The 14675-nt window shown below is 73.4% G+C and carries 7 protein-coding genes; 6 read left to right on the top strand and 1 reads right to left on the bottom strand.

Annotated features, from left to right (window positions below):
- Positions 1 to 90: 90 nt before the first annotated feature.
- The 3 genes from WMF14_RS43850 to WMF14_RS43840 all read left to right on the top strand — a co-directional run bounded on the left by WMF14_RS43850 (position 91) and on the right by WMF14_RS43840 (position 7333).
- Positions 91 to 3795, top strand: coding sequence for a response regulator (locus tag WMF14_RS43850; protein WP_437796377.1), 3705 nt, complete (start codon positions 91 to 93; stop codon positions 3793 to 3795).
- A 111-nt stretch (positions 3796 to 3906) separates the two neighbouring features.
- A complete protein-coding gene (locus WMF14_RS43845) occupies positions 3907 to 6216 on the top strand; it encodes a sulfatase-like hydrolase/transferase (protein WP_437796376.1) in 2310 nt (769 codons plus the stop codon).
- A 355-nt stretch (positions 6217 to 6571) separates the two neighbouring features.
- Entirely contained in the window at positions 6572 to 7333 is a 762-nt protein-coding gene (locus WMF14_RS43840; protein ID WP_437796375.1) for a hemerythrin domain-containing protein, read from the top strand.
- Positions 7334 to 7369: 36 nt separating this feature from the next.
- Here the strand turns inward: WMF14_RS43840 and WMF14_RS43835 are convergent, their stop codons facing one another.
- Positions 7370 to 8215, bottom strand: a complete 846-nt coding sequence (locus tag WMF14_RS43835; protein WP_437796374.1) for an SOS response-associated peptidase — start codon at positions 8213 to 8215, stop codon at positions 7370 to 7372.
- Positions 8216 to 8276: 61 nt separating this feature from the next.
- Between WMF14_RS43835 and acnA the strand changes: the two genes are divergently transcribed.
- The 3 genes from acnA to WMF14_RS43820 all read left to right on the top strand — a co-directional run bounded on the left by acnA (position 8277) and on the right by WMF14_RS43820 (position 14655).
- Entirely contained in the window at positions 8277 to 11030 is a 2754-nt protein-coding gene (gene acnA / locus WMF14_RS43830) for an aconitate hydratase AcnA (protein ID WP_437796373.1), read from the top strand.
- A 119-nt stretch (positions 11031 to 11149) separates the two neighbouring features.
- Positions 11150 to 12451, top strand: coding sequence for a serine--tRNA ligase (gene serS, locus WMF14_RS43825; protein ID WP_437796372.1), 1302 nt, complete (start codon positions 11150 to 11152; stop codon positions 12449 to 12451).
- Positions 12452 to 12456: 5 nt separating this feature from the next.
- Positions 12457 to 14655, top strand: a complete 2199-nt coding sequence (locus tag WMF14_RS43820; protein WP_437796371.1) for an ATP-binding protein — start codon at positions 12457 to 12459, stop codon at positions 14653 to 14655.
- The last annotated feature ends 20 nt before the right edge of the window (positions 14656 to 14675 follow it).

Here is a 14675-nt window from a genome sequence, read left to right as displayed (position 1 = left end):
GCGGCCGGCGCGGGGGCTCGATCGCCGAGAAGTTCGGGTGTCCGATCCTCCTGTGATACGGGACCGCCAATGGGCGTAGGATCGAGGGCAGTGGAGCACGCGGGGCCGCGCAGCAATGCAGCGAGCGAGTCTCGGCACGAGCGGCTGGGCGGAGCGCGCGCCGAGTTCGTGGCGAACCTGGGTCGCCGCGTGGCGGAGCTCCGCGAGATGGTCCGGCGGATCGAGGCAGACGGGGATGCGCCGCGGCTCGTCGAGGAGCTGAAGCGGCGCCTGCACTCGCTCGGCGCGGGGGCGCGCCTCCTGCGCTTCGCGCGCGTCGCCGAGCGGCTCGCCGAAGGGGAGTCGCAGCTCGCCGCCGCGAACGGCGCGCGGCTCAGCGGCGAGGCCGCGGCGGCCCTGCGGAAGCTGCTCGAGGAGCTGCCCGCCCTGGCCTGGGGGCAGTCGGCCATGGGCGAGCAGGCGCCGCGCGCCGCCGAGCCGATCGAGCAGGCGTCGGCGCCGCCCCGCGCGCGCGCTGCCGCGGATCCGCCGAACGCCCGCGGCGCCGGCGCGCGGCCGAAAGCCTCAGACGCGGCCGCGGCCAAGGGCCAGGCCACGACGTGGATCGCGGGCGTGAGCAACGGCCGCGCCCTCGCCCCCGAGCCGCTCTCCCTCGACGACGAAGAGGAAGCGCGCGCGTCCTCGACGCGCGGCGTGGAGCAGGCGCCCCCCGCCGAGGCGCCGGAGGCCGCGCCGGCCGCGTCGATCGACGCGCCGATCACGGTCCTCGTCGTGGGCGCCGCGCCGCTCGCCGAGGCGCTCGACGCGGCGAGCGCCGACGCCGGGCCGTCGTTCGAGGTGGAGCGGACCGACGACGTGGAGACGGCCATCGATCTCGCGCGGGCCTTCGCGCCGGATCTGGTCCTGCTCGACGCGGACATGCCGGGCGCGCGCGGGCTCGCGGAGGCGCTGGCCGCCGATCCGCTGACCGACCTGGTCCCCGTCGTCGCCGTCGGCCGCTTCGCGCGGCCGGAGGACGCGGCCCCGTACGTGGCGCTCGGCGCCGCGCGCGCGCTGCCGAAGCCCGTGTCGCCGGACGCGCTCCGGCGCGCCGCCGCGGAAGCGGCGGCGGCCTGCGTGCGCGCTGAAGCCTCGCGCGCCGTGCGCGGGCCGTTCGGGGCCGTCAGCCTCGACGAGCTCGGGGCGCGCCTCGCCGCGGAGCTGCGCCGCGGCCTCTGCGACGCCGCCGAGCCGAGGAGCCGCGGGGCGCACGTGGATCTCGGCGACGGCGCGGAGGTCCTCGCGGCGCTCTGGGGCGCGGTGGCGCGCATCCGCGATCTCGTGACGATCCGCTCGCAGGGGGGCGTGCGCTTCTCGCCGAACGGGCCGGAGGGCGCGCTGCCGCTCGCCCCGTGGATGATCGCGCCGAGCACGCCCGAGGGCGAGCGCTCGCGGCTGCACAGCGAGATCCGCGCGAAGTCGCCGGCGCGCACGATCAGCGCGTCGCTCGCGTCGAGCGCGGCGCCGGGCGACGCGGCGCTCGACGCCCTCGACATCGTGGTGGCGGACGACGATCCGGCGGTGACGTGGTTCCTCGCCGGCGTGCTCCGGGCCGCGGGCGCGAACGTGCACGAGGCGCACGACGGCGCGCGGGCGCTCGACCTCGCGTACCAGACGACGCCGGACCTTGTCGTGAGCGACGTGCTGATGCCGCGGCTCGACGGCTTCGCCCTCTGCCGCGCGCTCAAGCGCGACGTCGCGCTGCGCGACGTGCCGGTCATCCTGCTCTCCTGGAAGGAGGACCTGCTCCAGCGGCTCCGCGAGCTCGGCGCCCAGGCCGACGGCTACCTCCGCAAGGAGGAGAGCGCGGCGGCGTTCGTGCAGCGGGTGCACGAGGTCCTGCGGGGCAGGCGGCGCGTCGCGGAGCGCATCGCGACGGGCGGAGAGGTCCGCGGGCGGCTCGACGGCATGACGACGCGGACGCTGCTGTCGCTCTCGTGCGCGCGCCGGCCCGACGCGCTCGTGTCGGTCCGGGACGCCGCGTTCCTGTACGAGGTGCTGCTCAAGGACGGCCGCCCCGCCGGCGCGACGCGGACGGCGCAGGACGGGACGTTCCACCGCGGCCCCTCGGTGCTCGCGGCGCTCCTCGGCGTCGGCTCCGGCCGCTTCGTCGTGGCGCCCGCGCCGGAGAGCGAGCTCGCCGCGCCGCCGCGCCCCGGGTTCGAGGGGACGCTCGCGGAGCAGCTCCTGCCCGCGATCGCGGCGGCCCGGGCCGCCCAGCGGCTGTTCCACGGGCCGCCGTTGATGCAGGTCGAGCGCGTCGTCCTCGACCTGGAGGGGATGGGCGCGACCGCCGACGCGACGCCCGAGCCGGCGCGCTCGCTCCTGAGGGCGCTCGCCCGGGGGACGTCGCCGCGATCGGTCATCACCTCGGGGGAGTTCGCCGCGAGCCTCGTCGAGGACGTGCTGAACGACGTCGCGGCGCGCGGCGGCGTGCGTCGGGTGATCGGCCGCGAGGGAGACGACCTGCTCGCCCCGGCCGTGGCCTACGAGGAGGAGACGCTCCGCGGCGTGCGGCGCCTCCCGGAGCGGGCCGCCCCGGTCGTGGCGCTGCCGGCGGAGCTCGCCGGCGACGTCGCTGCAGCGTCGTCGCGCGCGTCGGTCGAGCTCACCGACGACCAGCTCACGGTGGTGCCCGGCTCGGTGGCGCCGAGATCGGCCATGCCGGCGCGCGGCTCGGCGGCGCCGAGCTCGGCGGTGTCGGGGCCGAGCTCGGCCATGTCTATCCCCGTGCTGTCCGTGGACGGCGAGGACGAGGACACGGCGTTCGCGAGCGCGCGCGAGGAGGAGGCGAGCGCGCTGGTCAGCGCGCGGGTTCCGAGCGATCTCGCCAGCGCGCTGGTCAGCGCGCGGGTTCCGAGCGATCTCGCCGAGATTCGAGGCGATGTGGTCAGCGTGCGCGCGGCGCGGAGCCCCCAGATGGAGGCCGCTGCGCTGGCGGGCGTGACGCCGGCCGTGCCCGGCGTGGCGCCCGCGCCCCGCAGGCCGGAGGCCACGCTGCCCGCGCTGGAGTACCCGAAGCCCGAGCGGCTGCTGACGCTGGGCTCGCTCCCACCGCCGCCCGTCGTCGAGGAGCCGGCGCCCGCGGCGCTCAAGGTCCCCGCGGCGCCGCCCGCCGCGCGGCTCGCGGCCCCCGCTCCGGCGCCCGCCCTCGACGAGTCGCCCACGCCGCGCCGCGTGCGCCGGCCGTCGGCCTACGTGCCGACGCCGCAGCCGCCCGCCCGCGACAACCGCACGACGATGTGGGTCCTCTTCGCGGTGGCGGCGTTCGTCTTCGCGGTGGCCGCGCGGTTGTCGCGCGATCACGAGCTGCAGGGCGCTCCGCCGCCCCCAGAGCAGCCGGGCCCGGCAGCCGCAGAGCCCGCGACCGCTGCCGCGGCCGGCGCTGCCGCGCCTGCCGCCGCCGGCTCGTCGAGCGTGGTCGCGGCGGCGGTCGCCGCCACGCCGGCCGCGGCTGCCGCGGGGCCGATCGGCGAGACGACGGCCAACCCGGTGCTCCCCGAGACGCTGCCGCTGGCCGCCGAGCACAAGGTGCCCGAGGGGCAGGGCATGCTGGAGGTGATCGCCGGCGCGGGCGACACGCTCTTCGTCGACGGCCGGAAGGTCGGCACCGGCAGCGTCAAGCTGCCGCTCGCGCCCAAGGACGGCGCCTACGAGATCCGGGCGAAGCTCCGGGACGAGGAGCGGGTGCGGTTCGCGGTCGTCAAGGCCGGCCGCCTCACCCGGCTCCGCGTCGCGCCGCCGTGGCGCCGCTGAGCGCGCCGCGAGCGCTCCTCCAGGCAATCGAGGAGCCCACGCTCGCCCCGGGGTGCCCAGCCACAGGCAGGGAACCCCGCTCGTGGTAGAGGACGCCCCGTGCGCGCCCGCGTGATCCGAACCCGCCGTTCCGCTTCCGCTTCCGCTTCCGCGCTCACGCTCGTCTCCGCCGCGGCCGCGCTCCTCTCCGGTTGCACCGGGTGCGAGTCGTCGACCCGGGATCTGCCCGCCGGCGCCCCGGCCACGGCGTCCGCGAGCCCGCAGGCGGCGCCTCCGCCGCCGGCGCGCGACGTCGTACACCTCATCGACGAGCTGCCCAGCTGCGATCTCGAGCACCGCGGGCTCCTGTTCGATACCGGCGCGAACGCGCTCATCGGCCGCTTCGCGTGGCAAGGGACCGTGCCCACCGGCATCCAGGCGGTCGAGCACGATGGATCCACCTGGGCGCGGATCTCGGAGCGGCAGATCAAGCTCACGTTCGTCCTGCCGTCCGCGAGCCCCATCTTCGTGTCCGCCCGGGCCGTCGGGCTCACCTCCAAGTACGCCACCGTCTCCCTGGACGATCAGCTCCTCGGAACGCTCCGCCTCCAGCGCGACCAGATCCGCATCGCCTCGACCCCGACCACCACGCTCCCCGCCGATCCCGGCCTGCACACCCTCACGCTCCAGTTCTCCGGCCGGCTCCGCCAGGGGGAGTCGTTCGCCGACGTCGACTGGGTGCGCGTGGGCATCCCCGACGAGGACCCGGCCACGTACGGCCCCCCGACCCTGCGGGACGTCGTGGCGCCCGCCGCCGCCCTGTCGGGCGTCCCCCACAGGTCCATCGCGCTGCGCGCGCCGGGCGCGGTCCGCTGCGCCTTTCGCCCTTCCAGGGTGACCCGCCTCCGCGCCGCCATCGGCGCGCTGGGCTCAGGAGAAGGCGACGCCGAGATCCGCGTCCTCCGCGACGGCCAGGAGCCGCTCGTGATCCATCGCGTCCACGTCGAGGGCGGCGACAAGGCGGCCTGGACCGACGTCGAGCTGCCGCTCGCGCCCTTTGCCGGGTCCCTCATCTCCCTCGAGCTCCGCGCCGCCGCCGCGGCCCGCGGCGGGCGCATCCTCTTCGGCGACCCCGTCCTCGCCGGATCGCCGGAGCCTCCTCCGTCCGTGCCCGCCGCGCGCGCCGTCGTGATCGTCGCCATGAACGGGGTCGAGCGGCCCGATCTGCCCCCCTGGAGCGGTCGTCCGGAGCCGCACCTCGCCACGCTCTCGGAGCTCGCGACGTCGGCGACGACGTTCGATCACCACCGGGGGCCGAGCACGGTCGTGTCCGCCGTGGCCGCGTCGCTGCTCACCGGTCTTCCGCCGCCGGCCCATACCGTCGCCGACACCGGGGCCCGCCTCCCTGCCCATGTCACCACCATCGGCGCCATCGCGAGCGACAGCAGCATCCGCACCGGGTTCTTCACCGGCGTCCCCACCACTTTCCGGGCGTTCGGCTTCGGGCCCGGCTGGTCCCGGGTCCTCGAGCATCCCCCGACGAGCGGCGAGCCAGCCACCACCCCGATCGACGCCGCCGCCGCCTGGATCAGCGAGACCGTCCGTCAGGACGCTTCCAACCGCCTCCTCGCGTTCGTCCACGCGCGCGGCGGCCATCCGCCCTGGGAGGTCAGCCCGAAGGAGCTGAACGCCCTCAAGCCCGCCGATTACGCCGGCCCCGTCGAGCCGCGCCGCGCCGCCCAGGTGCTGGCCAGGCTGAGGAGCCGGCGCCGCGATGTGCTCAGCCCCGAGGATCGCGACCGGATCCGCGACCTCTTCTCCATCGCCCTCGCCGGCCAGGACCGCGCCCTCGGCAACCTCATCGGGACCCTCAAGGCCGCTGGCCTGTGGGACGACACCCTCTTCATCGTGACAGGCGATCTGGCCAGCGGGCGCTCCGACGCCGCGCTCTACGGCGAGGGCATGGACCTCCAAGAGCCCGTCCTGACGCTCCCGCTTTATGTCCACTTTCCCGGTGATCTGTACGCCGGCCAGCGCGTCGCTGCCCCGACCGAGATCATCGACGTCGCGCGCACGGCGATCGCCGCCCTCGGCCTGTCGTTCGCCCGCAAGCCGCTCGGGAAGGATCTGGCGGCGGTCGCCTCCGGCCTCGAGGGCGTCGAGCGCGGCCCCCAGATCGCCGCCCTCGGCGATCGTTACTCCACCCGCTGGGGCAACCTCGTGCTTTCGGGTCGACTCGGCGTTCCCCCCTTTCTCTGTGACCTCGACGTGGACCCGACCTGCGCCTTCAACCGTCGCGAGGTGATGCCCCTCGCCACCGTGTCGCTCTTCCGGCGCACCGTGACGTTCGACCTGTCCGTGCGCGCGCCCGCGGCGCAACGGGAGCCGGCCACGATCGACGCGGAAACGGCGGCCGTGCTCAACGTATGGGGCGCGAACTGAGGCGCGCGCGATCGACGCACGCCCGCGCCTGCGAGCCGGGGAGAGCCCGCTGACGGCGCCCGGCGGCGCGCCGGCGCCCTGCGCGGGCGAAGGCGTCCGCGACATCGCGCAGGCCGCGCGCGATCACGCTCCAGCGGTGCCATGACGCCTCGCTGCGCGGCAGCACGCCCCGCGTCGCGCGCGCCGCGGCGCCCCCGCGCGGGTTGGCCGATCGACGTACGCCCGCGCCCGCGCGTGCGCGTCGTGCGCTCGCTTCGCGCGCGGAAGGCGCCTGGCATGCTTCGCGCAAACCCCGCAGACCGCACAGGCCAAGCGCCTCGACGGCGCTTCATCATTCCGTGAGAGGAGTCCCCGCATGAAGGCGACCGACCTATTGAAGGAGCATCACCAGGAAGTCGAAGAGCTCTTCGAGCGCATGTCGCAGGCTGACAACGACGAGATCAGCGCGCTCCGCGACGAGCTCGTGGCGACCCTCGTGAGCCACTCGGCCATCGAGGAGGAGCTCTTCTATCCCGAGAGCCGGGAGGCGCTCGGCGCCTCCCCCCTGATCCCGACCTCGTACGAGGAGCACGCGCTCGTCGACGTCATGTTGCAGAAATTGCTCAGCGCCGAGCCGGGTGACGAAACCTTTCACGCCAGGCTCGACGTGCTGAAGGAGCTCGTGCAGCACCACGTCGAGGAAGAGGAGAAGGAGCTCTTCCCCCAGGTCGAGAGCGCCATGGGCGCCGAGCGCCTCGAGGAGCTCGGCAGCCGCCTGGCCATGCGCTTCGGCCAGGTGCGCGAGAGCGACGTCGAGGCGCTCCTCGCTCGGAACGTCGCGAAGAGCATGCCCGCCGCCGGCCGCCGCGCGCGCGCAGCGAAGCCGCAGGCGCGCAAGGCGGCGGCCAAGCGTCCACCCGCGAAGCGCGCACCGAAGCGCGCGTCGACGCAGCGCGCCGAGCCGGCGCGGGGGGCGCAGAAGGGGCGCCGCACCGCCGCGACCGGACGGAAGAAGGCGGCGGCCACGCCGCCCGCGAAGACCGGGCGAGCCGCGCCCGCGCGCAAGGCGAGCCGGCCGGCGAAGACCAGCCGCACGGGCCGCAAGGGCGGTCGCGCGAGCAGCGCCTCCGCGCGCTGACCGTCACGAGCGCACATCAACGTACGTTGCCGCAGATCAGCGGCGCGAGGTCCGGCCGGAGGGGACGGCGGGCCTCGCGCCGCCATCGAGATCGAACAGCGGAAGCGTGCCGCCGGCCTTCGGAGAAGCGGCCTTCGGGGCGGCGGTCTCCGCCGCGAGCTCCTGCAGCAGGGCGGGGTCGTCGTGGGCGACCGAGTTGACCCGCGGCGAGACGGCGCGCGCCGCGAGGGCGCCGCGAGGCGCCGGTCGGAGCAGCGCCTCGGCCCGATCCGCGTCCACGCCGTCACCGAGGCCGAGCCAGAGGTCCACGTCCCCGGGGCCCAGCAGGACCGGCATCCGGTCGTGGATCGGCGCGACGTCGGCGTTCGCCTCGGTGGTCAGGAGCGTGAAGCGGAGGTCGGGCTCCCCCGTGTCGGCGTCCTTCGCCCGCTGGTACAGCCCCGCCAGGCGGAGCAGCCCGCCCTCCGCGGGGTGGAACCAGGTGGGCCGCCGCGCGCCCTTGGGCCCGGTCCACTCGTAGAAGCCGTCCGCCGGCACCACACAGCGGCGCGCCGCGAACGCCTCGCGGAACGTCGGCTTCGCCCGCGCGCTCTCCGCCCGCGCGTTGGCCAGGAGCGAAGGCCCGGCGCCGCCCCTGGCGAATCGACCCAGGAAACCCCAGGTCGCCGCCACCAGCGCGCGCCGGCCGTCCCGAGCGCGCAGCACCGGGTGGACGGTCGCAGGTGCGATGTTGAAACGAGGCCGAAACCTTGCCGCTATCTCCGGATCAGCGGCAATCGACCGAGCCGGACCGCCACCTGCTCGGCCCGCGCCAGAGGAGGACTCGAGCAGCGCGATGAGGGTCGCAAAGTCCGGAACGGCGAGGGTGAAACGCGCGCACATAACACTAGATTAGCGGCTTCGGGGCGCCTACAAGGGCGCTCCGGACGTTGGAGGAGGCCGCATGGTCGACAGCTTTGGCACCAAGAGCACGCTGACGGTTCAAGCCGAAACATACACCTATTACAAGCTCACCTCGCTGGCGCAAGGCGGCGCGTCGATCGACAAGCTCCCCTTCTCGCTCCGCATCCTCCTGGAGAACCTCCTCCGCCACGAGGACGGGCGCGTCGTGCGCAAGGACCACGTGGAGGCCGTCCTCAACTGGGACCCGAAGGCCCGCCCCTCGCAGGAGATCGCGTTCCACCCCGCGCGCGTGCTGCTCCAGGACTTCACCGGCGTCCCCGCCGTTGTCGATCTCGCCGCCATGCGCGAGGCGCTCGCGAAGCTCGGCGGCGACTCGCTCAAGATCAACCCGCTCCAGCCCGTCGATCTCGTGATCGACCACTCGGTCCAGGTCGACCGATTTGCGTCCTCGACGGCCGTGAAGGTGAACGCGGCGCTCGAGTTCGAGCGCAACGAGGAGCGCTACGCGTTCCTCCGCTGGGGGGCGCAGGCGTTCACGAACTTCCGCGTGGTGCCGCCCGACCAGGGCATCTGCCACCAGATCAACCTGGAGTACCTCGCGGGCGCCGTCATGCGGCAGGGCACGCTGGTCTACCCGGATACGCTCGTCGGCACCGACTCGCACACCACGATGATCAACGGGCTCGGGGTCGTCGGCTGGGGCGTCGGCGGCATCGAGGCCGAGGCGGCGATGCTCGGCCAGCCGCTGTCGATGCTCATCCCCGAGGTCGTGGGCTTCAAGCTCCACGGCAGCCTGCCCGAGGGCGCGACCGCGACCGATCTCGTCCTCACGGTGACGCAGCTGCTGCGGCAGAAGAAGGTGGTCGGGAAATTCGTGGAGTTCTACGGCCCCGGCCTGAGCGCGCTCTCGCTCCCGGACCGCGCCACGATCGCCAACATGGCGCCCGAGTACGGCGCCACGATCGGCTTCTTCCCCGTCGACGACGAGACCATCGCGTACCTGCGCTTCACCGGCCGGCCCGCGCAGCTCGTCGCGCTCGTCGAGGCCTACTACAAGGAGCAGGGGCTGTTCCGCACGGACAGCACCCCGGACCCCGTCTTCAGCGACACCCTCTCGCTCGACCTCGGCGACGTGGTGCCGTCGATCGCCGGCCCGAAGCGGCCGCAGGACCGCGTCCCGCTGCGCGACGCGAAGCGCACCTTCCGCGCCTCGCTCCAGGGCATGCTCGAGAAGGAGTTCGCCGCGGCCGACGCGCCCGCGGTCAAGGCGTTCCTCGAGGAGGGAGCCGGCAACGCCGCCGCGCGCGTCCCGGCGCTCGAGAAGATCATGCGCCCTGCGGAGATCACCGAGGGCGACACGCGCTACACGCTGCGCCACGGCTCGGTCGTGATCGCCGCGATCACGTCCTGCACCAACACGTCGAACCCGGCGGTCATGCTGGGCGCGGGCCTGCTCGCGAAGAAGGCCGTCGAGCGCGGGCTCACGGTGAAGCCGTGGGTGAAGACGTCGCTCGCCCCCGGGTCGAAGGTCGTCACCGACTACCTGCGCCAGGCGGGGCTCCTGCCGTACCTCGAGGCGCTCGGCTTCCACATGGTCGGCTACGGCTGCACGACCTGCATCGGCAACTCCGGGCCGCTGCCGGACGTGATCGGCGACACGATCCGCAACAACGATCTCGTCGTGGCGAGCGTCCTGTCGGGCAACCGCAACTTCGAGGGCCGCATCAACCAGCACGTGCGGATGAACTTCCTCGCCTCTCCGCCGCTCGTCGTCGCGTACGCGCTGCGCGGCGACGTCGACGCCGACCTCTTCAAGGAGCCGGTCGGCACGGATCGCAACGGCGAGCCGGTGTACCTCAAGGACATCTGGCCGAGCTCGGCCGAGGTCAACGAGGCGATCCGGACGGCCGTGCGGCCCGAGCAGTTCCAGGTGCAGTACGAGAACGTCTTCGCCGGCGACGAGGAGTGGCAGAAGCTCGCGGTCCCGGGCGGCCAGACGTTCGTGTGGGACGAGGGCTCGACCTACGTGCGCAGGCCGCCGTTCTTCGAGGGCCTGTCGAAGGATCCGGCGCCGCTCACCGACATCCGGGGCGCGCGCGTGCTCGCGCTGCTCGGCGACTCGGTGACGACCGACCACATCTCCCCGGCCGGCAACATCGCCAAGAACAGCCCCGCCGCGAAGTACCTGGTCGAGCACGGCGTCGCGCCCGCCGACTTCAACTCGTACGGCGCCCGCCGCGGCAACCACGAGGTGATGATGCGCGGCACGTTCGCGAACATCCGCCTCAAGAACGCCCTGCGCCCCGGCGAGGAAGGCGGGATCACGGTGCACCTGCCCGACGGCGGGAAGACCACGATCTACGACGCGGCCATGCAGTACAAGGACGAGGGCGTGCCGCTGCTCGTGATCGCCGGCGCCGAGTACGGCACCGGGTCGTCGCGCGACTGGGCGGCCAAGGGGACCAAGCTGCTCGGCGTGCGCGCGGTCATCGCGAAGAGCTTCGAGCGCATCCACAGGTCGAACCTGGTCGGCATGGGCGTGCTCCCGCTCGAGTTCGCGCCGGGCGAGGACGCGTCCACCCTCGGGCTCACCGGGCGCGAGGTGTTCGAGATCGACGGCATCTCGAACAACCTCACGCCGGGCAAGAAGCTCAACGTCGTCGCGACCGGGGAAGGCGGGGCGAAGAAGACCTTCACCGTCACCGCGCGCATCGATACGCCGAACGAGGTCGACTACTACCAGCACGGCGGCATCCTCCAGTTCGTGCTGCGCAGCCTGGGCGCCAGCGCCTGACGCGTCTTGCCACGCCGCTCCTCGCCGCTCCGCCCGGCGGGGAGCGGGCCCATCTTTGAATGCGGAGCGGCGCGTCGCGGCTGCTGACGCGCGTGCAGGCTTCGGCTAAACCCTGGGGTATGCTCGATCCTCGCTACGTCGCGGAGCACCTCGATGAGGTGCGCGCGGCGCTCGCTCTTCGCTCGCCCGCCGCCGCCGCCAGCCTCGGAGACGACTTCGCCTCCACGGTCAGCGCGAGGCGCTCCAACATCCAGGAGCTCGAGCGGTGGCAGGCGGAGCGCAACGCGGCGAACGACGCGATGGCGCGCCTCGACAAGAAATCGCCGGAGTTCGCGCAGAAGCGCGACGAGCTGAAGGCGCTGTCGACGCGGATCAAGGAGGCCGAGCAGGTCGTCTCCGAGCTCGAGAAGCGGATGACCGAGCAGCTCTCCATCGTGCCCAACCTGCCTGACCCGTCGGTTCCCGTGGGCGCGGGGGAGGAGGGCAACGTGGTCGTCCGGACGTGGGGCGAGAAGCCGACCTTCTCGTTCGCGCCGAAGTCGCACTGGGACATCGGCACGGCCCTCGGCCTCCTCGACTTCGAGCGCGCGGCGAAGCTCTCGGGGGCGCGCTTCACTGTCCTGATGGGCGCCGCCGCCCGCCTCGAGCGGGCGCTGATCTCGTTCATGCTCGACCTGCACACGCGCGAGCAGGGCTATCTCGAGGTGCTGCCGCCCTTCCTCGTCAAGGACACGGCGCTGTTCGGCACGGGCAACCTGCCGAAGTTCGCCGAGGACCTGTTCAAGACGCAGAAGAGCGACCCGGAGAGGGCGTACGACCTGTACCTCATCCCGACGGCCGAGGTCCCGGTCACGAACCTCCACGCCGACGAGATCCTGGACGGCGCGTCGCTCCCGATCGCGTACACGGCCTACACGCCGTGCTTCCGCAGCGAGGCGGGCAGCCACGGGCGCGACGTCCGCGGGCTCATCCGGCAGCACCAGTTCGACAAGGTCGAGCTCGTGCGGTTCTCGGCGCCGGAGGACTCCGCTCGCCAGCACGAGCTGCTCACAGCGCACGCGGAGGAGGTCCTGAAGCGGCTCGGCCTGCACTACCGGGTCTCGGCGCTCTGCACCGGCGATCTCGGCTTCGGCTCGCAGAAGACGTACGATCTCGAGGTGTGGCTGCCCGGCCAGGGGGTGTACCGCGAGATCTCGAGCTGCTCGAACTTCGGCGACTTCCAGGCGCGCCGCGCCCAGATCCGCTACCGGCCCGAGCCGAAGGCGAAGCCGCGCCTGGTCCACACGATGAACGGGTCGGCGCTCGCGGTGGGGCGGACGGTCATCGCGATCCTCGAGCAGTACCAGCAGGCGGACGGCACGGTGGTCGTGCCGGAGCCGCTCCGGGCGTTCATGGGCTGCGAGGTCCTCCGCGGCAGGTAACGGCGATGGCAGCGGACGAGGAAGCCAAGCGTGAGCTTCCGGAGGCGCGGAGCGCGCGCAACGGAGGGGACGGCGAGCGGCGCTCGCAGATCCCGGAGTCGTGGGGCGCGCGCGGGGGGGACGGCGAGCGGCGCTCGCAGGTCCCGGACTCGCGGGGCGCGCGCGTCGGGGGGGACGGCGAGCGGCGCTCGCAGATCCACGGGCCGCCGACCAACGCGGAGACGTCGATGGCGCTCGCGCGCCGGCGGCTGCTGGACCTCTGCAAGCGGCACAAGGACGAGCTCATCGACGACTGGATCGAGAACGTGCTGGCGCTGCCGCCGGAGCGGGGCCGGTACACCGATCGGCCCGTGGGCGAGGTCACGGAGAACGTGCGCTCCTGGCTCGCCGCGTTCACCAGGATCCTCGAGGACGGCAGCGAGACGCTGCTCGACGAGTTCATCACGCACCTCGTCGAGCAGCGCTACGCGACCGGGTACTCGATCAGCGGTCCCCTGATCGCCGCGTCCGAGTTCCGCACCGCGGTCGCGGGCGTGCTCGACACGACGCACGACGACGCCGAGGGGGACGGCTCGTCCTCGATCGACGTGCTCCGCGCCGTCGACGCGCTGCTGCTCCAGTTCGAGCACCGCTTCGCCGAGGCGTACGCCCAGCGCTCGCTGTTCGCCTCCGAGGAGCGCTACCGCGAGATCGTCGAGCTCTCGTCCGACGTCCTCGCGACGATCGACCAGGAGGGCATGCTGACGCGGCTGAACGTGCGGTTCGAGGCGCTCTTCGGTCACTCGCGGCAAGCGTGGATCGGCCGGCCGATCACCGCGCTCGCGGTCGCGGCGGACGTGCCGGCCCTGCGCACGCTCGTGCTGTCGGCGTCGCGGGCCGAGGCGCCGCGGGAGGCCACCATCCGCTGCGGGACGCGCGCCGGCCTGACCAAGGTGATGACGGTCCGGATCACGCGGCTCTACGGCGAGGACGCCTCGCTCGCGCTCATGCGCGACGTCACCGAGGAGGTCGCGCGCCGCGCGCAGATCCTCCACAGCGAGAAGCTCTCCTCGATCGGCCAGGTCGCGGCGAGCGTCGCGCACGAGCTCAACAACCCCATGGCGTGGGTGATGGCGAACCTCGAGCAGATCCGGAGCGGGGCGCACAAGCTCGTCTCGGCGGCGCGCCCGGTCGCCTCGGGCTCGTACGAGGACCTGCTGCGCGCCATCGACCTCATCGATCGCTCGTGCCACGAGGCGCTCGCCGGCGTCGAGCGGATGCGGGACATCGTGACGGACCTCAACCTCTTCTCGAGCAGCAGCGAGCGCAAGCCCGAGCGGGTCGATCTCGTCGACGTGATCGAGCTCGCGCTGCGCATGACGGGCCCGCAGCTCAGCCAGCTCTGCCGCATCGAGCGCAGCTACGGCGAGATGCCGCCGTTCGTTGGCTATCCGGGCAAGCTCTCGCAGGTGTTCGTGAACCTGTTCATCAACGCGGCGCAGGCGATGCCGAAGCGCCCGCGCGACGAGAACATGGTGCGCGTGACGACGCGCTTCGACGCCGGCGTCCACCACGTCGAGGTGGAGGACAACGCGCGCGGGATGACCCCGGAGGTCGTCGAGCGGATCTTCGACCCGTTCTTCACGACGAAGGAAGAGAGCGCGCGCCCGGGCATCGGGCTCTGGGTGTCGCGCAACATCGTCGAGGAGCAGCACGGCACGATGACGGTGTTGAGCACGCCCGGCGTCGGCACCGTCTTCACGATCCGCCTGACCGGCCTCAACCCGACGGATCTGCCCGCGCCGCGGCCGCCGCCGGAGCCGCCGCGCGCGTCGCCGCGCGGGACGATCCTCTTCGTCGACGACGAGCCGATGCTGCTCAACGCCTTCGCGCGCGCGTTCGAGGAGCGGCACGAGGTGCTCGTGGCGAAGAGCGGCCACGAGGCGCTCGACCTCCTGCGGGACCGCGGCGGCCGGATCGACGCGATCGTCTGCGATCTCCTGATGCCGCAGATGAGCGGGATGGCCCTGTACGACGAGATCGGCGAGCGGTTCCCGCAGCTCTTGCCGAAGATGGCCTTCATGTCGGGCGGCGCCTTCACGCCGAGCGCGCGCGAGTTCGTGGAGCGGGTGGACAACCCGAAGATCGCGAAGCCGATCTCGCTCGACGATCTGGAGCGGGTGATCGGCGATCTTCTCAGCGGCGGGTCAAAGCGGGGGCACTAGGCTGGAGGAGCGGGGGCTCG

Source organism: Sorangium sp. So ce693 (assembly GCF_051521375.1).
Classification (GTDB): domain Bacteria; phylum Myxococcota_A; class Polyangia; order Polyangiales; family Polyangiaceae; genus Sorangium; species Sorangium atrum.
The sequence above is the reverse complement of the archived record's forward strand: the minus strand, read 5'-3'. Positions and strand labels throughout refer to the sequence as shown.

Coding starts and splice junctions, on each gene's coding strand:
- serS (WP_437796372.1), top strand. CDS start 11,150: ATGCTCGATCCTCGCTACGTCGCGGAGCACCTCGATGAGGTGCGCGCG.
- WMF14_RS43835 (WP_437796374.1), bottom strand. CDS start 8,215: ATGTGCGCGCGTTTCACCCTCGCCGTTCCGGACTTTGCGACCCTCATC.
- WMF14_RS43820 (WP_437796371.1), top strand. CDS start 12,457: ATGGCAGCGGACGAGGAAGCCAAGCGTGAGCTTCCGGAGGCGCGGAGC.
- WMF14_RS43840 (WP_437796375.1), top strand. CDS start 6,572: ATGAAGGCGACCGACCTATTGAAGGAGCATCACCAGGAAGTCGAAGAG.
- acnA (WP_437796373.1), top strand. CDS start 8,277: ATGGTCGACAGCTTTGGCACCAAGAGCACGCTGACGGTTCAAGCCGAA.